At 52.7% G+C, this 24,722-nt stretch carries 21 protein-coding genes and 1 pseudogene; 9 read left to right on the forward strand and 13 right to left on the reverse strand.

The genetic code is table 11. The features are described 5' to 3' along the window. Positions 1-43: 43 nt before the first annotated feature. A complete protein-coding gene (locus IE076_RS07385) occupies positions 44-1,198 on the forward strand; it encodes an MFS transporter (protein ID WP_189436114.1) in 1,155 nt (384 codons plus the stop codon). Between the two features lie 294 nt (positions 1,199-1,492). Then, positions 1,493-1,672 (forward strand): GNAT family N-acetyltransferase, encoded by a 180-nt coding sequence (locus tag IE076_RS22635; protein WP_244649628.1) that lies wholly within the window; start codon positions 1,493-1,495, stop codon positions 1,670-1,672. A gap of 21 nt (positions 1,673-1,693) precedes the next feature. On the opposite strand, the gene IE076_RS07395 is transcribed toward IE076_RS22635, so the two are convergent. Next, positions 1,694-1,984, reverse strand: a complete 291-nt coding sequence (locus IE076_RS07395; protein WP_189436115.1) for a hypothetical protein — start codon at positions 1,982-1,984, stop codon at positions 1,694-1,696. Between the two features lie 161 nt (positions 1,985-2,145). Here IE076_RS07395 and IE076_RS23135 point away from each other — a divergent pair. Beyond that, a pseudogene (locus IE076_RS23135) lies at positions 2,146-2,228 on the forward strand (IS6 family transposase); the annotation flags it as partial. A gap of 268 nt (positions 2,229-2,496) precedes the next feature. Continuing rightward, positions 2,497-3,177 carry an outer membrane protein gene (locus IE076_RS07405; RefSeq protein ID WP_189436116.1) on the forward strand — a complete coding sequence of 227 codons (681 nt, stop codon included), beginning with the start codon at positions 2,497-2,499 and terminating at the stop codon, positions 3,175-3,177. A 226-nt stretch (positions 3,178-3,403) separates the two neighbouring features. Here IE076_RS07405 and IE076_RS07410 read toward each other — a convergent pair whose 3' ends face one another. The 5 genes from IE076_RS07410 to IE076_RS07430 all read right to left on the reverse strand — a co-directional run bounded on the left by IE076_RS07410 (position 3,404) and on the right by IE076_RS07430 (position 10,402). Continuing rightward, on the reverse strand, positions 3,404-6,298 hold the full coding sequence (locus tag IE076_RS07410; RefSeq protein WP_189436117.1) for an SEL1-like repeat protein: 2,895 nt from the start codon (positions 6,296-6,298) through the stop codon (positions 3,404-3,406). 116 nt (positions 6,299-6,414) lie between these two features. Continuing rightward, positions 6,415-7,845 (reverse strand): cardiolipin synthase, encoded by a 1,431-nt coding sequence (cls, locus tag IE076_RS07415; RefSeq protein ID WP_189436118.1) that lies wholly within the window; start codon positions 7,843-7,845, stop codon positions 6,415-6,417. A 63-nt stretch (positions 7,846-7,908) separates the two neighbouring features. Beyond that, on the reverse strand, positions 7,909-8,220 hold the full coding sequence (locus tag IE076_RS07420; protein WP_189436119.1) for a YrhK family protein: 312 nt from the start codon (positions 8,218-8,220) through the stop codon (positions 7,909-7,911). A 79-nt stretch (positions 8,221-8,299) separates the two neighbouring features. Continuing rightward, positions 8,300-9,151 carry an SDR family oxidoreductase gene (locus tag IE076_RS07425; protein ID WP_189436120.1) on the reverse strand — a complete coding sequence of 284 codons (852 nt, stop codon included), beginning with the start codon at positions 9,149-9,151 and terminating at the stop codon, positions 8,300-8,302. Between the two features lie 9 nt (positions 9,152-9,160). Beyond that, complete coding sequence (locus tag IE076_RS07430; protein ID WP_189436121.1) at positions 9,161-10,402, reverse strand: ubiquinone biosynthesis hydroxylase; 1,242 nt, start codon at positions 10,400-10,402, stop codon at positions 9,161-9,163. Between the two features lie 112 nt (positions 10,403-10,514). Here IE076_RS07430 and tesB point away from each other — a divergent pair, with 112 nt between their 5' ends. Continuing rightward, positions 10,515-11,396, forward strand: coding sequence for an acyl-CoA thioesterase II (gene tesB / locus IE076_RS07435; RefSeq protein WP_189436122.1), 882 nt, complete (start codon positions 10,515-10,517; stop codon positions 11,394-11,396). Between the two features lie 2 nt (positions 11,397-11,398). Here tesB and tlpA read toward each other — a convergent pair whose 3' ends face one another. Next, positions 11,399-12,082 (reverse strand): thiol:disulfide interchange protein TlpA, encoded by a 684-nt coding sequence (gene tlpA / locus IE076_RS07440; RefSeq protein WP_189436123.1) that lies wholly within the window; start codon positions 12,080-12,082, stop codon positions 11,399-11,401. A 29-nt stretch (positions 12,083-12,111) separates the two neighbouring features. Between tlpA and argH the strand changes: the two genes are divergently transcribed. From argH to IE076_RS07460, 4 genes are all read left to right on the forward strand, one after another. Then, the gene (gene argH / locus IE076_RS07445) at positions 12,112-13,512 is read left to right on the forward strand and encodes an argininosuccinate lyase (protein ID WP_189436124.1); all 1,401 of its coding nucleotides are present in this window, start codon (positions 12,112-12,114) and stop codon (positions 13,510-13,512) included. Between the two features lie 139 nt (positions 13,513-13,651). Then, entirely contained in the window at positions 13,652-13,924 is a 273-nt protein-coding gene (locus IE076_RS07450; protein ID WP_189436125.1) for a hypothetical protein, read from the forward strand. Between the two features lie 48 nt (positions 13,925-13,972). Continuing rightward, the gene (lysA, locus tag IE076_RS07455) at positions 13,973-15,244 is read left to right on the forward strand and encodes a diaminopimelate decarboxylase (RefSeq protein ID WP_189436126.1); all 1,272 of its coding nucleotides are present in this window, start codon (positions 13,973-13,975) and stop codon (positions 15,242-15,244) included. Positions 15,245-15,495: 251 nt separating this feature from the next. After that, a complete protein-coding gene (locus tag IE076_RS07460) occupies positions 15,496-17,988 on the forward strand; it encodes a TIGR02302 family protein (RefSeq protein ID WP_209008925.1) in 2,493 nt (830 codons plus the stop codon). Positions 17,989-18,171: 183 nt separating this feature from the next. On the opposite strand, the gene IE076_RS07465 is transcribed toward IE076_RS07460, so the two are convergent. From IE076_RS07465 to IE076_RS07490, 6 genes are all read right to left on the reverse strand, one after another. Then, positions 18,172-18,666: a hypothetical protein gene (locus IE076_RS07465; protein WP_189436128.1), complete on the reverse strand. Its 495-nt coding sequence runs from the start codon at positions 18,664-18,666 to the stop codon at positions 18,172-18,174. Positions 18,667-18,906: 240 nt separating this feature from the next. Next, positions 18,907-20,217 (reverse strand): S41 family peptidase, encoded by a 1,311-nt coding sequence (locus tag IE076_RS07470; protein WP_189436129.1) that lies wholly within the window; start codon positions 20,215-20,217, stop codon positions 18,907-18,909. Positions 20,218-20,340: 123 nt separating this feature from the next. Beyond that, positions 20,341-21,003, reverse strand: a complete 663-nt coding sequence (locus IE076_RS07475; protein ID WP_189436130.1) for an HAD family hydrolase — start codon at positions 21,001-21,003, stop codon at positions 20,341-20,343. Positions 21,004-21,060: 57 nt separating this feature from the next. Then, positions 21,061-22,083 (reverse strand): glycoside hydrolase family 3 N-terminal domain-containing protein, encoded by a 1,023-nt coding sequence (locus tag IE076_RS07480; protein ID WP_189436131.1) that lies wholly within the window; start codon positions 22,081-22,083, stop codon positions 21,061-21,063. A gap of 116 nt (positions 22,084-22,199) precedes the next feature. Then, on the reverse strand, positions 22,200-22,961 hold the full coding sequence (locus IE076_RS07485) for a DeoR/GlpR family DNA-binding transcription regulator (protein ID WP_189436132.1): 762 nt from the start codon (positions 22,959-22,961) through the stop codon (positions 22,200-22,202). Between the two features lie 188 nt (positions 22,962-23,149). Continuing rightward, a complete protein-coding gene (locus IE076_RS07490) occupies positions 23,150-24,559 on the reverse strand; it encodes an acid sphingomyelinase family protein (protein WP_189436133.1) in 1,410 nt (469 codons plus the stop codon). Between the last annotated feature and the right edge of the window lie 163 nt (positions 24,560-24,722).

The raw sequence follows: 24,722 nt of genomic DNA on the forward strand, positions 1-24,722 counted from the left end.
GATAGATACAAAAAACGTCGTTCCTCTCTTCAAAGCTTTTTCCGTGACACAACAAGCCGTGCTCGGTGCTCGCGATGTGAACCTTATTCGCGGTGTCTTCTTCCTTCAACCTATTGCGCTTGGTGCCTGGTTTCCGCGTATCGCAGAAATCCAGCAGCGGCTTCAGGTGAGTGAGGGGGAATTTGCATTGGCCCTTGTTGGTATGCCGGTTGGTTTGCTGATCATGTTGATGTTTGCCGGGCGACTGACGGAAAGGTTTGGTGCGCGCCAGCTTTTGATTGCGGGTCTGTTTGGGTTCATTTGTCTGATGCCGTTGCCGACTTTTGCCGGTTCCATTCTGCAGCTCTTTGTCTATCTGGCCGTTGTTGGTGGTTCGCTGGCGTTTGTGGAACTATGCATGAACGTGATTGCGGATAAGACCGAGCGGAAGTGTGGTCGCCTCATTATGTCGGGCTGTCATGGTGTGTGGAGCCTTGGCGTGTTGGTGGGAAGCCTGATTAGCTCCGGTTTTTCCTGGGTTGGCTACGGACCCTCCGAGAGCATCCTGATGGCGAGTGGGATGGCGTTGCTACCTGCGTTGTTTACCTCCCTCAGCCTGACTGAAGGGCGAGAGCCGGATGTCGCTGAAAAGTCCGAAGGGCGCTTTCAGATGCCGAGTTGGGCTTTGGTTGCGGTGTGTTTCTTTGCGTTTGGCATCACCATGACAGAGGGTGCTATTGCGGACTGGTCAGCGATTTATGTGGCTGATCTGTTTGATCTTTCCGCCGGATATGCCGGTATCGCCTACAGCACCTTTGCCATGATGCTGACCTTTGGCCGTCTGACCGGAGACTGGTTGCGGTCCCGTGTTGAAGTTCAGGTGGTTGCTGCAGGAATTGTTATCCTCGCGCTTGTCGGAGTTGGTATCCTTGTGATGTCGCCAAATTATGCGGTGTCACTGCTTGGTTTCGGGTTGGTTGGGCTTGGTGTTTCTGGTGGCTTCCCGCTGGCTGTTACGGCGGCGGCTGAAAAGCCGGGCCGGTCTGCCGCGACCAATGTGGGCCTGATGAGCCAAATTGCACTTGGTGGTTTCCTCGTTGGTCCGCTCGTTATCGGCTACGCCGCCGATCATCTGGGCATTCAGGGCGCCTTCCTGCTTCTGCTTCCGGCGCTTGCATTGAGCTTGCTTATGAGCTGGTCCTTGATTAAGCGGGGGTGAGGGGCCGTTATAGTTGGTTGGAAAGATGATTAGATTTCGCAGCATTCCCGCTGATCTCACTTACGATCTTCGTCAAAAAGTGCTTTGGCCAGACTCGCCGATAGAGCGGGTGATGGTGCCGGGCGATGAAGAGGCGCTGCATGTTGGGGCCTTTGAAAAGGACGATTTGATTGGTGTTGGATCCTTCTTCTTCGACCTGCCGTTTGTGAGACTACGTAAGCTGGCGGTTCTGCCAGAAAACAGGGTTGTGGGGTTGGAAGCAACCTCATCCGCTTTGCAGCCAGCCAGCCCGAGGTGCAAAAGGCAGATCAGCTCTGGTGCGATGCGCGACAAGATGCAGTCATTTTCTACCAGCGCCTCGGCTTCACGCTGGAAGGCGACACCTTTGAGAAAAAAGGTGTTTCCTATGTGAAAGCGCGGGTGAAGGTTGCTGATCTCCTTCAGGCATCTTTGATGGATAAGGTGAATCCATAAAAGAGGAGTTTGTTGGACCCTTTAACCGCCGCGCACGCCGTGCTCTTGCAAGAGCGTTGCGTGTGAAACAATTGAGCGCAGGTAGCGATAACCAAGCTGAGTTAGGCGCAGGCCCCTGCGATCAAACTTTTTGACCAGACGATGATCGCGGAGGATACGGTAAGCAGTGCTTCCAGTACCGTACCCAAACGCGGCCTTGATAACTCCGCTATTCACCACATCACGCTTTGCCATGTCTCCAAAGTTTGCATTCGCGTGCACTCGTTCAATCTCCGCGTCTGAGATGATCTCTTCGGACTTCAATAAACTCAATTCCACCTCCTACAAATTAACCGTTTCAGGACCGTAATTTTTTGTCTGGTCCGGTCTAAGGCGTCCAATTTGGTTATTTGGGATTGATCGTTGCAACCACACGAATTTCTACAACACCACCTTCACGGCGAAGACCTGCGACTTCGACTGCTGTCCATGCAGGGCAGTTTGTTGGCTGGATCAGATCTGTCGGAGGTGGGACTGAGGTTTCCTTTATCAACCGCCTGTTGGAATTCACGCCTAAATTACGCCTGGGCAAGGCTATTTGTGTCTTCACTCAACAGATGCAACAGAGCCATTTGGCCGCGGTCGTTCTTTGGCGCCCGATGGGTAGATATGTTGCCCAACTGCAACGTTGAAGTAGAGATTACTTCAGCATTACCCTACGGAATGCTGAAGTAATTCTTTCTTAAATCTTCTCATACGAAATGTAATTCGCTGCAATTATCTTTCTAACGTGCTGACTTAGCTCGACAATCTTCCATTCTATGATTTAAAAATAGGTAGGTAAAATGAACAAGCTATTAGTTGCTGCTGCAGCAATTTCTTTGGGTTCTGTCATTTCTGCTTCAGCAGCTGACGTTCAGGCCCCAACAGAAGGTTGGTATGCAGCTAACATTCTGGCTCTAACAGAAGGTTGGTATGCAGAAGCATCTGCGGGTGTCAGCTTGGGTGAGCTTAAAGCTAAAGCTTTCGGTGGTAGCATTTCTGACGATGCAACAAGTTTTATCGGCCGTATCAACTTCGGTAAATCTTTAATCGAGAATGTGCGTGTTGGCGTTGAAGGGGCATACTCTCCTGCCTACTCAGAATCTTATGATTTTGGCGTCGGTTCTGCTCAACTTGACATCAACGTATGGTCCGTGATCGCAGTTGCATATTATGACTTCAACAACAAAACTAGGTTCACCCCATTTGTGGGCGCTGGTGCGGGTATTGGCGTCGTAGACTTCGAATTATGCGTAAATGGCGATCTTAGCCATTTTCATCCTTTGCTTGTCGGCTCTCAGTCCGAAACAACTACTCATCCTGCACTGAAACTTGCTGCTGGCGTTGCACTCGAAGTTAGTAAAAACGTGGGGATCATTGCGGACTACAACTTCAATTATTTTACTAATGCTGTGTTGGCTGATCCTATCGAGATTAGCGGCACACAGAACACATTTAACCTAGGATTGCGATACTCGTTTTAAGCGGTAGGCTACTTCAGGTTAACGGGCATTGTTGCAAGTTTGAGGCCTTGCCTGCATGATCCCTACGGTGTGGGGGATTTGCAATGTGTTGCAGCACTTATCAGTAACGTCTCCTCGCCCTGAAGGACGGGGGTGTCGTCACGCCAGTAAAAGATAATAGTTTCAGGATTGTTTTTCGCCTTTACCTAGTTGGAGGGGAGCGGGCCCGATTCAGACTGCTCATTAATCAAGTAGGAACGATGGGGGAAAGCTTGATCTCTGGTGGAGTTTTGGCAGGATCTATCCCTTTTTTGTCCTTTATCATTTTGATGAGTGCCTTCGCCTCTCTGTCGGCCTGCTCTCTTTCATTTGCGGTCAGGAGCTCTGCGGCTTCCTCTTGGTATTTTAGCGCAGGTTTGCTGCCATTTGCGTCTGCAATAAAGAACCAGATGTATGCGTTTTTGAGGTTCTGGTGGACTCCATGCCCCTTAAAGTAGGCTAGGCCGATACGGTATTGCGCATCTACATGACCATGTTGGGCTGCTTGGAGAACCCATTTGACCGCTTCTGCTTCATCTTGTGGAGTGCCTTGGCCGGTGGCATACATACGTCCGAGGTAATATTGAGCTTCGGCATGGTTTTGCTGGGCGGCAAGGTAGTACCAGTTCGCAGATTTTACATGGTCTTCTTTTACGCCTACTCCATTTTCGTAGGCACGCCCGATGCGATACTGCGCTTCTGCATGACCTTGCTCAGCGGCAAGGCCAACCCATTTTGCAGCTTCGGCTTCGTCCTTTGATACACCTTGTCCTGTGGCATACATAAACCCGAGGTTAAATTGCGCGTCGACGTGGTCTTGCTCCGCGGCGAAACGGTACCACGCCAAAGCTTCAGCGGTATCTTGCGGCAGACCTGTCCCGTTGGCGTACATAACGGCGAGGTTATACTGTGCGTCGGCAAGACCCTGTTCAGCGGCGCGAATGTACCATTTTAGAGCCTTGTCATAATCCTGCTCTACACCCAGACCGATTTCGTAGATGCGCCCGAGATTGAACTGTGCGTTGGCGTGACCTTGTTCAGCTGCAATGCGAAACGTCTCTGCGGCTTGGGTATAGTCTTGAGGCAGCCCTTGTCCGTTTGTGAAGGCGCGACCGATGTTATAGTGAAACTGGGAAAGATGCTTTTCAGCGGCCAGAAGGTACTCTTTTGCAAGATTAGCGTAATAGTGCTGCAATTCTTCTTCAGTTTTGCGCATGCCACTAAGACGACTTTGTGCCAGAGCATTGCCGTTATTAGCCGCTGACTGGTACCATTTTTCAGCTTGGTTGTGGTCCAACTGCACGCCGAGCCCTACTGTGTATAGATACCCAAGTTCAAGCTGTGCTTTGGCATGGCCTTGTTCAGCCGCATGTTGGTACCATCTCGCTGCTATACTGTAGTCCTGCTCAATTCCTTGCCCATTTTGATATAAGCGAGCGAGTTCATATTGTGCCCAATCATTGCCTTGAGAAGCGGAAAGCTTGAACCAGTTTGCTGCTTCCACGTAATCCTGCGGAACGCCTCGTCCATCTTTGTAGTAATACGCTAGGTTACTTTGTGCTATTGCATTGCCCTGACTTGCGGCAAGTCGGTACCATTTCGCGGCTTCATTGTTGTCTTGCGGAACGCCTTTTCCTTTTGCGTACATGTACCCGAGTTCAACCTGTGCTATTGCGTTGCCTTGATCGGCGGCAAGTCGGAACCATTTTGCGGTCTCTTTGTGATCCTGCGGTACGCCTCGGCCTTTGCGATATAGGAGCCCAAGGTTAGATTGTGCTATTGCATTGCCTTGGTCTGCGGCAAGTCGGTACCATTTCGCGGCTTCTTTGTAGTCTTGCGATACGCCTTTTCCTTTTTCAAGCATGTACCCAAGATCAGCCTGCGCTTCCGCTTGGTTTTGACCCTTGGCGAGCTGATACCATTTTACGGACTCTTTGAAGTCCTGTGGTACGCCCCGGCCTTCGCGATATAGGAGGCTAAGGGTGTCTTGTGCTTTGGTATGGCCCTGTTCTGCTGCATGTTGGTACCATCTTGCTGCGGTGCTGTAGTCCTGCTCAACACCTTGCCCGTTAGCGTACATGTAGCCAAGTTCAAACTGTGCTTTAGGATGGCCTTTTGATGCTGCGAGGCGGTACAATCTTGCTGCTTCGTGGTAGTCTTGCTGCACGCCTCGTCCATCTTGATATAGGAGTGCGAGGTTGTATCGTGCCTTGGTATGGCCCTGCTCAGCTGCGAGGCGGTACCATTTTTCGGCTTGAGCATAGCTCTGCGGAACGCCCCATCCATCTTGATATAGGAGTGCGAGGTTGTAGCGCGCACTTGTATGGCCCTGCTCGGCTGCTAGGCGGTACCACTTAGCGGCTTGAGGATAGTCTTGCTGAACGCCTTGTCCGTCTTCATATAGGAGCGCGAGGTTGTATCGTGCTTTGGTATAGCCCTGCTCAGCTGCGAGGTGGTACCACTTTGCAGCTTGAGCATAGTCCTGCGAAACTCCCAGCCCTTTATCATGCAGGTATCCAAGGTCAAGCTGTGCTCGGGCATTACCCTGATCTGCGGAAAGCCGGTACCATTTTGCAGCCTCTTTGTGATCCAGTGGTACGCCTTGTCCATATTGATATAGGAGGCCGAGGTTATGTTGTGCTGTTGCATTGCCTCGTTTAGCGGAATGCTGGTACCATTTTTTAGCTTCTCTGTAGTCTTGTGATACGCCCAGCCCTTTGTCATACATGTACCCTAGGCTAAGTTGCGCTCCTGCATGGCCTCCATGGCGACCTTCTGTTGCAAGGCGGTACCATTTTATAGCTTCTTTGTAGTCTTGCGGCACGCCACGGCCATATTGGTATTGGTATCCGAGACTATGTCGCGCGCTGGCATGGCCCTGTTCGGCAGCGCGTCGGTACCACTTTACGGCTTGAGCATAGTCTTGCTGAACGCCTTTTCCGTCTTCGTAATAAGTCCCAAGTTTATATTGATAGTGGGCGTCGCCTCGTTCTGCAGCGCGAGTGGCGTATTTAAGGTTTGAAGCGTGCGCAGGGAGAAGAGCTTGGCCTGACATTAAAATGACAAAAGCCGCCAGAGCTAACCTCAAATTCCGCAACTGCATATCTCCCCTCCGAATCTGCAACACTCGGAATAATAGCAGAAATCGGAAACCCTAGTTTTGCTGGTAATGGTACTTTCAGACGGTGAAGAGCAACGGGTGGATACGTTGTTGCAGTGCTACAGGATCGGGCTCACTGTGGCGATGATGTTGTTTTTAATTCTTTGGAGATAGGGCCAATTTGAAACGGTTTCGAAACGAACTTGTTCGGAACTTTGGAGGTATTGTTGTTGTCGCCCGAAAACAGCCTGCGTTATTGCTTTGTCTTGCAGGAGAATGTTGTTTTCGTAGTTTAGGTCAAAGCTCCGCAGGTCCAGATTTGAAGAGCCGATTAGCGTGATCTTCTTGTCCATTGTGAGTGTCTTGGCGTGCAATAGTCCGCCTTTGAACTCAAAGAGATCACAGCCCGCCTCCAGAAGTTTGAAATAATGGCTGCGGCTTGCGGCTGCCACGATCCAGCTGTCGTTGATCTTTGGGAAGATCAGCGTGACTTTTACGCCTCGATATGCCGCCGCGCGTAAGGCTTCCAGAACGGTTTCATCGGGGACAAAGTAGGGGGTCGATAAGGTGAGTTCGAAGCGGGCGGTCGCGATAAGGCAGGCGAAGAGTTGGGGTGTTGCTCCTTTGCGCTCCGTTGGGCCATCGCCCATCACCTGTGCGGGAAACCCTTCTTCTGCGGGTTCTGCCTTCAATTCAAAGTCATCAATCCTCTCATCTGTTGCTTGCATCCAATCGCTGATGAATAGAAGCTGGTTTTGGGTCACAATGGGTCCGGTCAGGCGCAGCATGATGTCGACCCAGGGCGCGTATTTGGCTTTTACGAGAAACTCCGGATCAGCTGAGTTTCGGCTGCCGCAGTAGGTTACCTTGCCATCGATGATGGTGATCTTGCGGTGGTTGCGCAGGTCCAGTCTGCTGGTCAGCAGGGTGCGAACGGGTTTGTTGATCGGCAATGCGACAGCCAGTTGAACGCCAGCCTCGCTCATTCTCTTCCAGAGCTGTGATTTGATAAACTTGTGTGAGCCGAGGCCATCTGCCATTGCGCGGCATTGGACCCCTCTTTGGGCTGCTCTGATCAGGGCATTTGCAAGGGCCGTGCCTGTGTAGTCATCGAGCCAGATGTAGTAGAGGACATGCACATACTCCTGCGCCGCATCGATGTCCGCTATCATGCTTTCACGGGTTGCGGTGGCGTCTTCCATCAGCGTGGCGTTGTTTCCGGCAATTGGATAAAAGCCGTTGATTGAGCCCGCATAATGGAAGCCGTTGCGATACTCTGGGTCGATTAAATGATCGACATCAGCTGGCGCACCCATGAACTGTGATGCATTTTCATGGATCTCATCAAAAATCTCTTTGTGCCGTTTGTCTGCGCGGTGGCCAAGATCGGTTTCCCCGAAGAGGAAGTAAATGGCGATGCCAACATAGGGAAGCACGTTCAGGACGATGAACCATGCCAGGCGGACCGGCGGTGACAAGTCATCTCGCAGCAGAATTCGAATTGTGAACGACAGAACGAGAAGAATATGCAGTGCTAGTATGAAGGTCATTCGGACTCGACTGAGCTAAAACGCAGCTCTGTGGTTGGTCGTTGGAAGAACTTCTGACTAGCTTCACCTCATATCGGGATTTAGCCAACCCGTATTATTCTCGGATTCATCGCGGACTTCCTGATATTTCCTGAGGCGGATATAGGCGAGTTCGCGAAAGAGCTTAATTGTCGGGCGCAAGCCGAACAAAATCGAGCCAATCAAAAACAACCAGGTGCCCAGATAAGTGGTTGCCTCTCTAAAGAAGAGAATGCTGCCAATAACGAACAAGGCTGCTGCGCTGAAATCAACAGTGGTGTAAGCGAGCTCGCAATAGGCGTAGATCCGCTTGTGTTGTTCGCTCAGGGTGTGGTTATCGGGATGAAATAATGCCATGAGGTATCTCTTTTGCCGGGCGGTGTGAGTTCAGAGCATTGGAAATATGATCCAGCTTCGCCCGGGTTGTTTTGTTGCTTCACTCCTCCGACTTTGCAAATCTTCTCAGGATTATGTCGACCAGTGATGTTGGCAGGAGGCGGCGGAGGGTACCCATGATGTAGGTTGGAACGGTAACGTAATAACGCGCCTTTGCCTTGGGGGCTTCGATGGCGTGGATCAGTTTTTTGACCACGGCATCGGGTGGGAGTTTGAATTTTGTGGTGCCGCCTTTGGAAAGCATGGTGAGGCGGCGGTTGTAGCTTTCGCGGAAGTGGGAGGCGTTCTTGGCGTCCTCGCCGATCTCCTTGAAGAACATTCTGACGGCGTTTTGGGAGAACCTGGATTGAATCGGACCCGGTTCGATTAAGCTAACCTGTATGCCTGAGCCATGCAGTTCTAGCCGTAGGGTGTCGGTGTAGCCTTCCAGTGCAAACTTGGTGGCGTTGTAGGCGCCGCGGTAGTCCATGGCGACGAGGCCGAGGATTGAGGAGCACTGTACGATGCGGCCATGGCCTTGTTTGCGCATGGCCGGAATGACAAGACGGGTCAGCTCGTGCCAGCCGAAGAAGTTGGTTTCAAACTGGCGGCGCAAGGCATCGGTGGGAAGGTCTTCGATAGCGCCGGGAAGGCCATAGGCGCCGTTATTGAAAAGGGCATCAAGGCGTCCACCGGTGATTTTCAGAACTGACTCAACGGCGGACTGAATAGATTCGGTATCGCAATAATCCAGGTGGAAGGCGTCAAAGCCTTCCGAGCGCAGGTGTTCGGCATCCTCTGGCTTGCGACAGGTGGGAAAGACTTGCCATCCTCTCTCTCTCAAAATGTACGCGGCGGAATAACCAATGCCGGTGGAACATCCGGTGATGAGGATGGAGCGTTTGTCTTTCACGTAGGTGCCTTACAATGGATTGCCGAGTAGGAGCTTTGGGGAAGGGCCGGCCATACCAGCTGCTTCGCCGATGAAGTGCCTTTTCAGGAACGGCATGCGCTCGACAAGGCCGAGGCCGAGATCGCGGACGGCGCGGACGGGGTCGATGTTGTTGGAGAACAGGCGGTTCAGTACGTCGGTGGTCATGCCCATCTGCCAAGTATCGAAGCGGCGCCAGCTTTGGTAGCGCTCCAGAATGTGTGCGGCACCAATATCAAGGCCGAGGCGGTGGGCGTCTACCAGAACCTCTGAGAGGGCTGCAACATCCTTGAAGCCGTAGTTGAGGCCCTGACCCGCAATTGGGTGGATGCCGTGAGCGGCATCGCCTGCCAGTGCGAAGCGGTTGGAGACGAAAGAGCGCGCCAGAACGAGGTTGAGCGGGAAGGCTTGACGTGGGCCGTCTAGTTTGAGCTGACCCAAATGATGGCCGAAGCGGCGCTCCAGTTCGATCTCGAAGGTGAATTCATCGCCATTTACCAAACGGTTGGCTTCCGCTGTCTTTTCCGTCCAGACGATGGAGGAGCGGTTGCCCTTCAGGGGCAGGATGGCGAATGGGCCCGAGGGCAGGAAGTGCTCTTCTGCGCGGCCATTGTGTGGGCGCTCATGCGCCACGGTGGTGACGATGCCGCTTTGGTTGTAGCTCCAGCGGTTGCATTGGATGCCTGCAAGGTCGCGGAGTTTGGAGCGGACGCCATCGGCTGCAACGATCAGGCGGGACTGGATGGTTTTGCCGCTGCCAAGGGAAATCTGGACGTGGGCTGGCTCGACAACGAAGTCTTTGACGCTGTCGGGAGCGTAGATGTGAACACCTGCATCTGTGGCTGCATCATGCAATGCGCCAACCATATGATTGTTCTGAACCATGCGGGCAAATGGTTCGCCATCATCAACATCACCAGCAAAGGTCAGGAAGACGGGGCGCACGCTGTCGTGCAGCTTGCTGTCCGTGACGATCATTTCTGTGATCGGCTGGGACTCTGCCTCCAGTTTGTGCCAGATGCCGAGCTGATCGAGCATACGTACAGCGCCTGCCGCGACGGCGGAGGAGCGTGGGTCATTTTCGATTGCGGAGCGTGGGCGCAGGTCTACCAGCGCGATTTTCATGGAAGGTTCTGACTGCTTCAAAGCAAGCGCAAGCGACAATCCAACATAGCCGCCACCGCCTATGGTAACGTCGTAAAAATCTTCATTGGCGGCTTGTTTTTTGCTCATGGAATTCTTCCCTGTAATCGTTCGGTTAGCCCAATTAACCGTTGACACTACCGATATAGCGTCACACTACTCACATTCAATCGAAATCACTACTAAAATAGGTTTGTCTGCAATGACGAAGGCTGTTGAAAATCTACTGGACCTTTTGGACCTGGAGAAATTGGAGGAGAATCTGTTTCGCGGGACAAGTCCGCAAAGCGGATGGCAGCGTGTTTTTGGTGGGCAGGTGATTGGTCAGGCCCTTGTTGCAGCCTCCCGTACGGTTGGCGCAGAGCGTCAGGCCAATTCGCTGCATGGATATTTTCTGCGTCCGGGCGACCCCAAGGTGCCGATCATTTACGAGGTGGACCGGATTCGTGATGGCGGCAGCTTTACCACACGGCGTGTGGTTGCAATTCAGCACGGTCAGGCGATCTTCTCGATGTCTGCCTCATTCCAGCGTGTTGAAACCGGTATGGAGCATCAGATCGAGATGCCGGACGTGCCGATGCCGGAAGATCTGATGCCGATCTCCGAGATTTCGGATGAGCTGATCTCAAAGGCACCGGAGCCGGTTCAGAAATACTGGAAACGTGAGCGCCCGATTGAACTGCGTCCGCTGGATTTGGGACAGTATTTCTCTCGTAAGAAGCAAGAGCCGGTGCAACATGTGTGGGTTCGTGCGGCTTCCAAGTTGCCGGATGATCCACGGATTCACCAGTGCGTGTTGGCATATGCCTCTGACATGACGTTGTTGGACACTGCGCTGTTCCCACATGGCATCAACGTATTTGTGCCAAACCTGCAGGTGGCAAGTCTGGACCACGCTATGTGGTTCCACAGTGACTTCCGCATGGATGAGTGGCTGCTTTACACGCAGGACAGCCCGCGCACAGCCGGTGGCCGTGGCTTTAGCCGTGGCAGTTTGTATACGCGCGATGGTGTGCTTGTCGCCTCTGCGGTTCAGGAAGGTCTCATGCGAATGAGAGACCGCCCTGTTGCCGGTAAGGGCTAAAATTAATCGGTCTGGGCAGTCTGATTTTCTTTCTGCCCGGCCAGTGCTGCGTTAATCAAATCGAGCGCTTCCGGGGAGGCCCAGTCGGCAGGGCCAAACATTGTGCCGATTTCGTAGCCATCTTCACCAATCAGGATTGTGCTTGGCAGGCCGGGGGCCTTGCCTTTGCTACGCAGGTCGTTGAAGGTTGCCATGGTGTGGTCAGAGAAGTACGCCAGATCCTTCACGCCGATTTCTTCCAGAAACTCCAGCGGCTTTTGATTGCCCTCGCCCCGGTCCATGTTGACGGCGATGACGTTAAAGTTTTCACCACCAGCCTGACGCTGCAGGTTGTCCAGATGAGGCATTTCTTTGCGGCAGGGCGCGCACCATGTGGCCCACAGGTTGAGCAGCTTGGTACCTTTCAGGTCTGCCATTTTGACGAGATTGCCGTCTGCATCATGAAATTCGAGCTCCGAGAGGTTCAAAGGCCGCTCGGCAGGTAGGAAAGCAGCGACTTCGCCCGTCGTAAAATTCTTGAGATTTTTTGCGGTATTCATTGAAGAAGAGCTGGTGTGGACTTGTGGATCCCCGTTTCCTGCCGGATTTAGAGCCCATGCGGCGGCAGCTACGACAATAAACCCTGCTAATGCTGCAATAAGCCCTTTTCCGAGGCTGAACTTTCCGGTAACTGTCAGTTTCTTCATATCAAACCCAAATCATAATGAGGCTAAACATGAGCAACCGCATGTGGGGGGGCCGTTTTGCGGAAGGGCCAGATGCAATCATGGAAGAGATCAACGCTTCCATCGATTTTGATCGCAAGCTCTACCGACAAGATATAGCCGGGTCCAAGGCTCATGTTAGCATGTTGGCTGCACAGGGCATCGTTAGCGCAGAAGATGCCGAAAAGATAGCTCAGGGTCTAGACACAATTCTGTCAGAGATCGAAGAAGGCACCTTCACCTTCTCTCGTGCGCTTGAAGACATTCACATGAATATCGAAGCGCGCCTGGCAGAACTGATCGGCCCAACGGCTGGTCGTCTTCATACAGCCCGGTCACGCAACGATCAAGTTGCCACAGATTTCCGCCTTTGGGTACGCGACTCTTTGGACGATCTTGAGGCACAGGTGACTGACCTGATGCAGGCCCTTGCTGAGAAAGCCGAGGAACATGCAGCGGTTGTAATGCCGGGCTTTACGCACTTGCAGTCTGCGCAACCTGTGACTTTCGGTCATCACCTGATGGCATATGTAGAGATGTTCGCTCGCGACCGCTCTCGTCTTCAAGATGCGCGTGCGCGTATGAATGAGAGCCCGCTGGGGTGTGCCGCGCTTGCTGGTACCTCTTTCCCGATTGACCGTGAGATGACTGCGTCCGCGCTTGGGTTTGACCGGCCAACTGCGAACTCACTTGATGGCGTTTCCGATCGTGACTTTGCCATTGAAGCGCTGGCGGATGCCTCCATCTGCGCGATGCACCTGTCGCGTCTGGCAGAAGAGATCGTGATCTGGTGTTCTGCGCAGTTCGGCTTCATCAAGCTTTCCGACAAGTTCTCGACCGGCTCTTCCATCATGCCGCAGAAGAAGAACCCGGATGCTGCCGAGCTGATCCGCGCGAAAACGGGCCGTATCTATGGTGCGCTGAACTCTCTGCTCGTGATGATGAAGGGTTTGCCGCTGACCTATTCCAAGGACATGCAGGAAGACAAAGAGCAAGCGTTTGACGCGCTGCCGAACCTGTCTCTGGCTCTGGCTGCCATGACCGGAATGATGCGTGATCTTGAGCCGAATGCAGCTGTTTTGAAGAAAGCAGCGGGTTCTGGCTACTCCACGGCGACTGATTTGGCTGACTGGTGTGTGCGTGTTGTTGGCATGCCATTCCGTGACGCACACCATGTAACTGGTGCACTTGTTAAGCTGGCTGTCGATAAGGGTGTGGATCTTCATCGCCTGACATTGGAAGAGATGCAGAGCGTTGAACCGCAGATCACAGATGATGTCTACAGCGTTCTTTCCGTTGATAAATCTGTGCGCAGCCGCGTGTCTTACGGTGGCACGAGCCCTGTAAATGTGCGTAAGCAATCCAGACGATGGCTCAAGCAGCTTGAGCGTGAGCAGAAGACGGAAAAGTAAGACTGTTCCGCGGATGATCTTGCAGTCACCGGTGTTAAGGTGCAGAAATGAAACTAAGAGTAGGCTTGGGCTAGCCCGAGCTGGTAATTAGGTCGAATTTCTGGTTTGTTAAGATCATCCAGATTGGAGCAGAGAGAACATGAGCTCGCAAGGCATGAAAGAGATTACAAAAGATCGTAGTTCCAAGCTTTTAATTGGCCTCACAATTGTAGCGCTCGGTCTGAGTGTTTCTGCCTGTGGGCGTAAAATTGGTTTGGACACGCCAAGCGAGGCGCGTGAGGCTGCCGAGGCTGGCGGGCCGCCACCAATAGACGCTGCTCCCCGACCAGAGATTCCAGACGAGAAGAACCCGCGTTTCTTCCTGGATCCACTGCTCGGTGGGAGTGAGGATGACCCTGACTTCGATTTTTAGACTGGTTTGCTGATCCCGCGGGGGTAGAGCCAGTGCAGAGGACTTAACTTGCACTACTTTGAATTCAAGGGCGGCGTTCTTCACGCTGAAGATGTTGCGCTGACCGAAATCGCTGCGGAAGTTGGAACTCCGTTTTACTGCTATTCCCGAGCAACTTTTGAACGCCACTTCAAGGTCTTTGATGGTGCGTTTGATGGAATAGATCATCTGACCTGCTACGCAATGAAGGCGAACTCCAATATCGCCATTCTGACGGTGCTGGCTAAGCTTGGCGCTGGTGCGGACGTTGTTTCTGAAGGGGAGCTGCGTCGTGCACTGAAGGCAGGTATTCCAGCCAACAAGATTGTGTTTTCAGGCGTTGGTAAGACCCGTCAGGAAATGCGGTTTGCTCTGGATGCAGGAATCCTCTGCTTTAACGTAGAATCCGAGCCTGAGCTGAAGCGCCTTTCGGAAGTTGCCACCAAGATGGGTAAGGTCGCGCCGATTTCTCTGCGCATCAACCCTGACGTGGATGCAAAAACCCATGCCAAGATCTCAACCGGTTTGGCTGCCAACAAGTTTGGTATTGCCTGGGACCGCGCGCGAGCTGTTTATAATGAAGCTGCGCAGCTGCCGGGACTGAAGGTAACCGGGATGGATATGCATATCGGGTCTCAGATTACCGAGTTGGGTCCGTTTGATGATGCTCTGGAGCGCCTTGGTGTGCTGATCGGCATGCTGCACGAAGATGGTATTGAAATTGAGCATCTTGATGTGGGCGGTGGTCTTGGTATTCCTTATGGCGGCGGTATTGAAGCGCCATTGCCAACAGAATACGCAAAGATTGTTCGCAAGCATATCGAGCGTCTTGGTGTGAAGCTGATCACCGAACCTGGTCGTCTGATCGCAGGAAATGCAGGTATTCTCGTTACCGAAACGATTTACCGCAAAGAGGGTGAGGCCAAGAATTTCGTGATCGTGGATGCTGCGATGAACGACCTGATCCGCCCAACTCTTTACGAAGCGCATCATGAGATTGGTGCGGTGAGCGAAGAGCGCCAGAACGGAGAGCAGATGCTGGCAGATATTGTTGGCCCTGTTTGTGAGACTGGTGACTATCTGGCACGCGACCGTGAAATGCCGAAGTTTGAGGAAGGCGACCTGCTGGCTGTTTATTCTGCCGGCGCTTATGGCGCGACCCAATCGGGCACCTACAACACACGCCTTCTGGTGCCTGAAGTGCTGGTGGATGGCGACAAGTTTGCGATCATCCGTCAACGGCCAAGCTATGATGAGTTACTAAATCAAGACGTTGTGCCGAACTGGGTTGAAAAGGCTTAACTCTGTTTCAAAGCCCCTTAGGTTTGCCAGATTGCTGACCTTTGCTAATCGCCGTATGCTGAAAAGAAAAAGAGCAGGCGGCGGTTAGCGAGGCCTTTGTGACCCATCAGAATGAGAATGGCGGTAATAAAAATCTCAAGAATGCCATAGCTTCAGCAAGCGAATTGCGAGGGCATAAGCGGCATTTTGGTGAACGCTCTCTCGCTTTAAGCCTCTGGCAGGCTCTGTTTTCTCAAAAATTACAGTATCGATTGAAAAGGCTGGCTTTTAAAGCGCAGCTCTATTTGTTTTGGGAGCGGTTCTGGCCTGCAGTTCAGATTCCGCTCATCGTGGTTTGCCTTTATGTAGCCGTTAGCTTTCTGGGCGCATGGCAACTGCTCGGGTTTTACGGCTCTGCCTTTGTTTCCATTGTGTTTCTCGCGGTTCTGGCATGGAGCAGCTATCCGCTGTTGCGCCTGAAGCTTCCTAATGAGGTGGAGGGGCTGCGCAAGGTTGAGCTTGCAAGCGGGCTGCCGCACCGGCCTTTGCTCTCCTATCGGGATGAGCAGGCGACCGGAATGGATGATGATGAGGCTCTCGCTCTTTGGGCCGCCCACCAGAAAGCCTTGCGGACGCGGCTCAAGAACCTGCGGGTTGGTGGTGTCAATCCACGAGGGTTCACCAAAGATCCCTACGCCCTGCGGGTTTTTGCAGTGATGCTGCTCGTGGTCGGCTATTCCGTTTCGGATGCGAACCGTTGGTCCAGCCTGTTGATACCGTTCCGCGCTGAAGGGGTCGGGAGTGTCGTACCAGCCCGGATTGATGCCTGGGTGACACCGCCTGCCTATACCGGCGAAGCCCCGGTTTTTCTCAGTGGAGACGCCAACCAGCTGCGCGATGAGCGTAATGCGCTTTCCATTGCCAGTGGCAGTACGGTGCTGGTGCGGGCGCAGGGAACGGGTGAGTTTTCCGTTGTCTACTTTTCTCGTCAGGGACAAGAGTTTCTGGAGCCGGAGCGTGTTCAAACGGGTGCCGGGGAAACTTCCGAGGCGATGACAACCACCGAGTGGCGGTTTCCGCTAAACTCCAGCGGGCGATTGCAGATCCTGCAAAATGACTCGCCCAAGTACTCCTGGAAGATTGCTATCCGACCGGATTTGCCACCGCGGATTCGCTTGTTTGATGACCCCGAAGAGCAGCTGTCAGGCAGTCTTAAGCTGACGTATCTGGTGCAGGATGATTACCGTGTGGTTTCTGCGGAAGCCATTATGGATAAGGTTCAGCGGGATGATGAGAAAACGTCGGGTCGCTCTCTGGTGGAGGCACCGCGCTTTAATCTGAGCTTGCCGCCGAAAGATGCCAAGATGGCGGTTGGGCAGACCTATCAGGATCTGACGGCGCATCCGTGGGCGGGGTCCGAGGTGTCGCTTGTGCTTGTTGCCCGTGATGAGGCCGAACAGGAGGGGCGGTCACAGCCGGTTTATATTAAGCTGCCGGAGCGCCGGTTCAATAAGCCGTTGGCGCGGGCGGTGGTTGAGCAGCGGCGCAATCTGGCTATGAATGTTGAGAGCTACTCTCAGGTGGTTGATGTGTTGGATGTGCTGATGATTGCCCCGGAGCGGTTTATTGACGATGCAGGCTCCTACCTGCCGCTGCGCTTTGCCTATAGCGAGCTGGTGGCAGCCGAAACCGATGATGATCTGAGGGCCATGCTGGATGTGCTGTGGAATGTGGCGCTGACCATTGAGGACGGTGGCCTGTCTGCCGCCGAGCGTGCTTTGCGGGAGGCGCAGGAGGCTTTGCGGCGGGCGCTGGAGCAGGGGGCGTCTGAGCAGGAAATTGCCGAGCTGATGGATGATCTGCGGAAGGCGCTGGATGATTATCTGAAGTCCATGGCGCAGCAGATGCGGGATAATCCGCAGCAGCTCGGCCAGATGCCGATGGATGAGAACGGGCAGCAGATCACGCCCCGCGATCTGGATGACATGCTGCGCCGGATGGAAGAGCTGGCGAAAACCGGATCGCTGGAAGCGGCGCGGGAGTTGTTGGCGCAGATGCAGCAGATGCTGGAGAACATGCAAAACGCCCAGCAACGACAGCAGACGCCTAACGAACAGCAGCGCCAGATGTTGCAGGCACTGGAGAACCTTGGCGATATGATTCAGAAGCAGCGCAAGCTGATGGATGAGACGCACAAGTTTGATCCTGACAGCCAGCAGCGCCGCCCCCACCAGCGTAGTGATCAGCAAGACAAGCGTGGTCAGAATGGCCAGATGAGTGATGAGGAGGCGCAGGAAGCCTTCCGGCAGCTGCAAAAACAACAGCGTAATCTCTCGGATGAGCTGCAAAAACTGCTTGATGGCATGGCGAACAATGGTACCAAGCCGAACAAGGATCTGGATAGTGCTGGCAACTCCATGGAGGAAGCTGGCGATGCGCTGGGTGCTCAGGAAGCTGATGAGGCGGTGTCTGAGCAGAGTCAGGCCTTGGAATCGCTGCGTAAAGGCGCCCAGGCGCTTGCAGAGCAGCTGGCAGGGCAAAGTGGCGGGCGAGGGCAGGCGACCACTTCACCGCTTAACGAGGACCCTCTGGGCCGGATGCGCCGGGTCGAAGGGCCTGAGTTTGGCAGCCAAGTGAAGGTACCTGATGAGATCGAGGTTCAGCGCGCACGGCGTATCCTTGAAGAACTCCGCCGTCGGCTGTCCGATCCTGACCGTCCCCAGCTTGAACTCGAGTATCTGGAACGCCTGATGAAGCGCTACTGAGCCTCGGTGATTTTGCCGATGAACAGAGTGGCTTAGGCGATGTGGGGATGTCTCTTTTGGCTGTGTGCTTGCTGCGCGCGGTTTAGCTCAGGAACTGCTCTGCCCTACTTCGAATCCAGGCCGTATAGTACTGAGCATAAGCATTCGCCTTGCTTGTATAGCGCTCTAAGAGGTCATTTAGTATCATTCTTCTACCCCTAGAGTAACGTAGTAGCGATCCTTCAGCCTTGTCTTCAGAAAACCTCCACGGGAATATTCCACGCATGTTTTTGGTGAGAAATTAGGGTAAAATTCGCCCATATTTCTATGGAACAGAGTACTATCTAGGATGTCCAATGTTGGCTTTCTACTAAACTCCAAAATCAACACTTCACTTTTGTTTACAATAGCTAATACCCACATGTCATCGCTATAAATTATACGATTTTCGGCGATCTTATTATTGACTTTGGAATCAATTTTGGGGTCAAAAGATATTTGATCTTGGTATGGCGTAACTACACAGGCTTGTTGGAACTTTGATGAAAATATCTTCCTCAAAGGTATAAAGTCGCCTGTATCCGCATTCCTCAGAATATCTTCATATGGTCCTTCAGTAGAATTACTTATGATATAGAGTGTCATACTGACGATTACAAAGACTACAGAAAATGCAATTAGTTTCTTAGGCGTAACCATTCCTTTTTGTCCTAGCTCTCTGAAAGTTGGGTCCACGTTCACCGGCTCATTTGCAAACTTGATTTTAGGGCCTACTTGCCTTGAGCTCTCTTCGCCTAAGCCGTGCTAAATCCATTAGGAAAGTTCTCCCAGTGGGCAAAACAGGTTTCTACAGCTGCGTAAATCCGATTTGCTGCGTAATACTGCGTCGCTTAGGCAATGTGGGGTGTCTCCTTTGGGTGTGTGCTTGCTGCGCGCGGGTTAGCTCAAGAGTTGCTCTGCCCGGATTAAGGCTGGGTCGTTGCCTTGCTGGAGGTCTTCTGCCGTAAGGGGGACTGGATAGTCCGGCTGTATGCCCACGCCTTCGAACGTGCTTCCATCTGGAAAGTCAGTTCGTTTTGTCGAGACCATGAGCTGTGTTCCTGGCAGGGGGGCTTCGAAGTAGGGTTGTCCGGTCGAGCCAGCAGATGCTTCGCCCACGAATACTGCGCGCCCGGACTGTTTAAGGGGTATCAAAAGGTCCTCGGTTGCTGAGCAGCTGCCGATGTCGATCAGGACAACCAGTTTTCCTTTGAATGGGGTGAGGCTTGCCGGCTGGATTTCTCCTTTTGTGAGGAGCGTCATGGGTGTGCGTTGAACGTTGGGGGGCAGGTGAAGTGCAGAGAGTTCTCCGTTCTGGAATGCAGGTAGGGCTTGTTCAGCTTTTTCAAGGCCCATGAATTGCGGTGTACGTTCCATGCTGAGCGGGGTTGGTTCCTTGCAGAATTTTTTCCTCAGACTGGAAGGTGTGTCGCCACCGCCGTTGCCGCGCAGGTCGAGGATGAGCGGGGCCTCGTTGTCGATCTGGTTCAAGAATGCGAGCGCCTGTTGCTCAAACTCAGGCTCCGCAAAGCTGCGGATGATCAGGCGTGGATGTTTTCCGGAGCGATCTAATTCAACACGTTTTTGACGAGTAAGCGGAGGTTTTGCTGCGGTACGAGAGATGTGTAGCTTCCTGCCATCGGAGAGGGTGAGATTGAGCCTCTCAGGGAATAGAAAGCCTCTGAACATTAGGGAATAGCTCACCGCTTCAGGTTTTGAGGCACTGACAAACTGCGTGTAGTGGTCGAAGAATTCTTTGGCGGGCCTGTTGTTGACCTCTTTGATGATGTCACCCGTTTTCAGATCAGATAGGGTTGATTTGCAGACCGTCCAGACAAGGTCATTTGGTGTTGAGGCTGAAGCCGGGAGCGGGCGCGCCCAGAAGCCAAAGCTAGAATTTTTTAGTAGCGTGCGGTCAATGAACTGGGTGTGAGCGTTTTGCAGGCGGGCTAGGTAGCTTTGCGTTGCGAGCAGAAAGCCCAGCCGGTCCTGAGTGCCTTCCAGTGCGTTCAGGTAGTCGAAATAGAGATCTGCGTTGCACAGGTCAGGCACGTTCTCCCAGTGGGCAAAACAGGTTTCGACTGCTGAGTAGATCCGGCCCGCTGCGTAGTGCTTTAATGCTGAGGGAATGGGCGCTGATGGATCCTCTACGCTTGTCAGGACATTGCGGAGTTCCGACATATGGGGACGTGTAGCAGTCTCTTGGTCCATGGAAAGGCTCGCTCAAATTCTATACTGAAATATGCAGGTAGAAGAGCAGGAAACTGGATGTTTGTACAGCGTGCTGGCTTTCCAAATAAATTAAGCTTCCCAATTTCGGGTGCCCCGAAGGGGTCATGGTAATGGTAAGTCTCGGAAGCATTTTACTTGTATCGTGCGTTTGGGAAACTCTGTTCCTGCGATTGGCACTCCGATACCAAAAACCGTTAGCCCAGCAGCAAGAGCGGACTCAGCGCCAGGAGAGGAATCTTCAAAGGCACAAGCTTTTGAAGCACTTAATCCAAGACGTTGTAATGTGGTTTGATAAGGTAATGGATCAGGCTTTCCGCGTGGCAGATCTGATCCAGAAACATATAACTCCACTTGGCTTTGCAGGGACAGTCGATCGATAGCACTTTGAATATGGCGTTCAGGAGATGAGGAGCAAATCGCTATGCGTACCCCCTTGACGTGCAGAGCGCTGAGATATTCCGGTGCGCCTTCAACCGGTAAGGATAGTTCCGGCAGAAGAACGTCTGCGCGGGCGCCAATCTTATTGCGGACTTCTTCGTATTCCTCGCCACTTAATGATTGCTCAAACACATCGTCCAAGAATCCGTTCAGACCACGCCCGACATGTTTATCGAGCAGGGACTGGCTTGGGGTGATACCGTATGAAGCCAATATCTCTCGTTTAGCTTGGTCCCAAACATGCTCGGAATGCACAAGTGTTCCGTCTAGGTCAAAGATCGCGGCTTCAAATTGATCAAAGCTGATCAGGTCTTCATCCTTCAGCATGAGTGTCTCCTTTGGTTTGTTGTCTTTTTGGAGTGAGCTTGTGGAACAAGATGTTGCCTAAAGCTTGGCAGTATACTTTTGTGCCAGCCTTCGTATTTTGTCAGCTGATTGTGCAAGAGCATCTCGTGAAATATTACCAGTCTCGACTGCGTTTATCAGCGTTTTTGAAACCTCTTCCAGCTGGGTCCCGACATCTGGCGTTAGCAGTAAGTCACAACCAGCTCTGATTGCGTCCACTGCGACTTTTTCAATGCTGTCACCGTGCATGGTGGCTTTGGAATCCAAGTTGTCTGCCATCACAATACCTTGATACCGAAGGTCCAGCTTCAGGATTTCAATAACAGGCTTTGACCGGAGCGCCGCGCGTGCAGGATCAAACGCTTTATTGATAGCTGGCCCAACCATGATCATTTCCACCTCGGCGGCAATCACATCAGCGAACGGGTTAAAACCGGGCGCATAGCTGTCGGCGTCGTCTTCCACATGTGCATTGGCATCAATTGCTGGGTCTCCGGTGATGTTGTGAAAGCCTGGAAAGTGCTTTGCGGTCGCAGCTACGCCAGCTTTTTGGACACCTCGCACAAAAGCTGCGGACACACGCCCAACAACTTCAGGATCTGTTGAGTAGGTGCGGCCATCCAACCACGGATTCACGCCGGTCACCAAGTCAACAATAGGAGCAAGAAAAACGTTCACCCCCAAAGCTTGGCTGGCTTTAGCCACACGATAGGTGATGTCTTCCACTTCGCTTGCACTCATGCCAATCAGTTCTTCGTTTGTGGGGAACTGCGGCACAAGATCATGCATGCGACAGATCCCACCCAACTCCTGGTCTACGGCGACAAGCAAATTGTTGCTTAGTTTCTTTGCTTCGCCCACCAAGCTGGTAAAAGATTCTGCCGTTTCGGTGCAGCGACGTTCAAAGGACATCTGTCGCGCAACATATTCGTTACGACTTTCACCAATCAAGATTGAGCTGCCGCCCCGATCGAGGAACCGTTTGCATTCGTCGCTCAAAGAGGTTGAAGCGAAGGCTGGCAAGATTACCGCATGTGCGTCTTCCAGAAGGGAGTAGGACATGTTTTTCCTTTTGAGGAGAGGCTTCAAAATAAGAAAATGGTTGGACGTTTCTGTTGGGAGAAAACGGTTGCTTGCGGTACACCATCGCAAAAGTGAGGTCTTTTTGGATCGCCAGATTAGTCATCCGGTCGGCTGACCATCGTTCCAAGGTTAATAAAGGGCTCCATCATGTCTTGCTGTGCATCGGTAACGATCACATCAATTTCGGATAGGGCAAGGGTTTGGTGGCGAGCCTTCCGGTTGATCTTAGAGTGATCGGATACGACAAGAGTTCGCCGCGCCGCGTGGCTCATGGCCTTTTTCATCCTGGCTTCGCTATAGTCATCAGAGCTTAGGCCAAATTCTGCATCAATCCCGCACGCTCCCAATATCGCAATTTCTGCTGCGACCGTGCCGACATTGTTGACTGCCTCTGCTCCAGTTGCGATGCCCCCTTGTGGACTCAAAATTCCACCTAGCAAGAAGACCTCAATGCCTCTCTCCTGACAGGCAATCGCTACCCAAGGTGAGGGTGTCATCACAACTCTTCCCTCTAGAGTGGGGAGGTGCTCGATCACATATAGGCTGGTTAGACCGCCATCTACTATGAGGGTTGATGAGGCGCCAATTTCTGTAACGGCTGCCTGGATTAGCTTTGGATTGGGGCCATCCCTATCTGCAATGCGCGTATGAAACGGTAAAGCGGGCTCCACAATTGGTACAGCTCCACCGCGTACGCGGTGTGCTTTACCTGCTGCCTCTAGCGCTAGTATGTCTCGTCGAATCGTATCAAGCGAAACGCCAAACTCTTGAGCGGCCTCAGCTGCCACGATTTGTTGGCCGTTCACCAGCCGTTGAGCGAGTGTATTTTGTCGGGTATCTGGAACATTTAGAATCATGCATAAACCTGCAATATATTGCAATAAATTGCATACTGAAATGTTCCTGCCCTGTCAATACTGCGCATAATGCAAGCAAAACCGGTGTGAGAATGATGGTTTCCTATTGTTCACACACCAGGCGGCGCGTGAGGTGACATTAGTATGCTCATGGGAATGTCTCTCAAACGGAGCTATGCGCACGCCAGCTAATTTTGACAGAGGCAGGCGATGTAATCAGCTCTGGTGATGTTGGTTTGGGCGCAGGAGAACGTCTGCCAATTGCTGTCGGTGATTGGATTGTCCGCCGCTGTTCCGCCGGAATAGTACTTGATGAAATCCTCTCGGGCTGCCTCTGATGTGCTTATCTCCTCAGCGACGGCTGCTATGCTGGCAGGCGACAGGTCAGCCTGCTGGTAGGATGTGCTGAAAACATACTCCAGCTCCCAGTTTGGCGTTTCTCCACCCCTCACGTCTTCCAGATTGGTCAGGGACAGCGTGGCGTAGTCATTTGGTTTTGCGTATTCCTTATCGTAGAGAACGTAGGAAAACGCCGGATTGTTGCCGAATATGGGGCTGACCGAGGGGACAATCCGGGTTGCAAAATATGGCGAGCCGTCGTCATCGGAGATAACTCTGAAGTCACTATGGTGTGCGTGTCCGGCGATACTGCTGGTGATTGTGGTGCTGTAGGTTTTCGCCATCTCCAGAAACTGTTGTGTGTAGGCATCTTTCCAAAAGCTGACAGCACTGTTTTCGCAGGCCTGCGCACTTCGCAGGACGCTGAAGGCGTCAATTCCCGGCGGGATATGCATAACGATTTCTGCTGTTCTCCCACGCACTTGCGTGTCGTAGAGTTGCCATTCGAGCCAGTCCATTTGGGCCGCTCCCGGATCACCCTGATTAGCGTCGGGGTTCAGCGGATATCTTGTAGACCAGAAAACGTTGTTCAGGATGATGATGTCATGGTCCTGAATTGTGGGATGGGCAACTTTGTAAAAGCCGCCAACAGTGAAGTCATTGAGGCGTTCAGGTTGGTTGGTCAGGTAGTTCCATTGGTCAGCTACGTCATCGAGTAAGGGGCTGAGTGGGTGTATCCTGTAGTCGCCACTGAGTGAATCATTGTTCCCAAAGGCGCCGTAAATGGGGACATTACCAAGTGTCTGGCGCATCATCATGTTGACGAAACTGATTGTCTTAACGGCAAATGTATCATGGCCCTGGGCGTTGGGGCCTGCGTGTTGGGCGTAGCTTTCCGCGAAGTTGTGCGCGAGGTAGTCACCGGCATAGATGACATAGTCGTAGGAAGGCCCACGTGTTGCGGCTGCTTGCAGGGCTGACATCATGAGCGGGAAGTTGGTGTCCGAGCCATAATCGGCAAAAGTGGTCCCTCGGTCCTTTGATAGGATCTCCAGCCAGTTTTCGACGGGTGCTTCATCCAGCATGGGAACGAGGTCTGGATTTGCGAAGGGGTCAAAATGGATGTCCGTGATGATGAGGAATACGCCTTCATCCTCGGCGATATTGAATGGTTGGACACGGGGAGTTTGTTGAGCCTGCGCCTCGAAGACGGAAAACGTGCCTAGTACAATCAAGCAAAGCAGTGTAGCGGGCTTCATCCTCATCCCCTTTGTTGCTTCAGGGCTTTCGTGCAGAAAGCGCCCTATGGAAATCGAGGATGATGTTGGTTTTGCGGCGTTGTGGCAGTTAAATGCGAGATGCAGCTTTGACGCGCTGTGCTGCAGATACACAAAACGCGATCTCTCGGGGGAGGGATCGCGT

The sequence above is a fragment of the Pseudovibrio japonicus genome (genome assembly GCF_014651595.1).
GTDB classification, from domain to species: domain Bacteria; phylum Pseudomonadota; class Alphaproteobacteria; order Rhizobiales; family Stappiaceae; genus Pseudovibrio; species Pseudovibrio japonicus.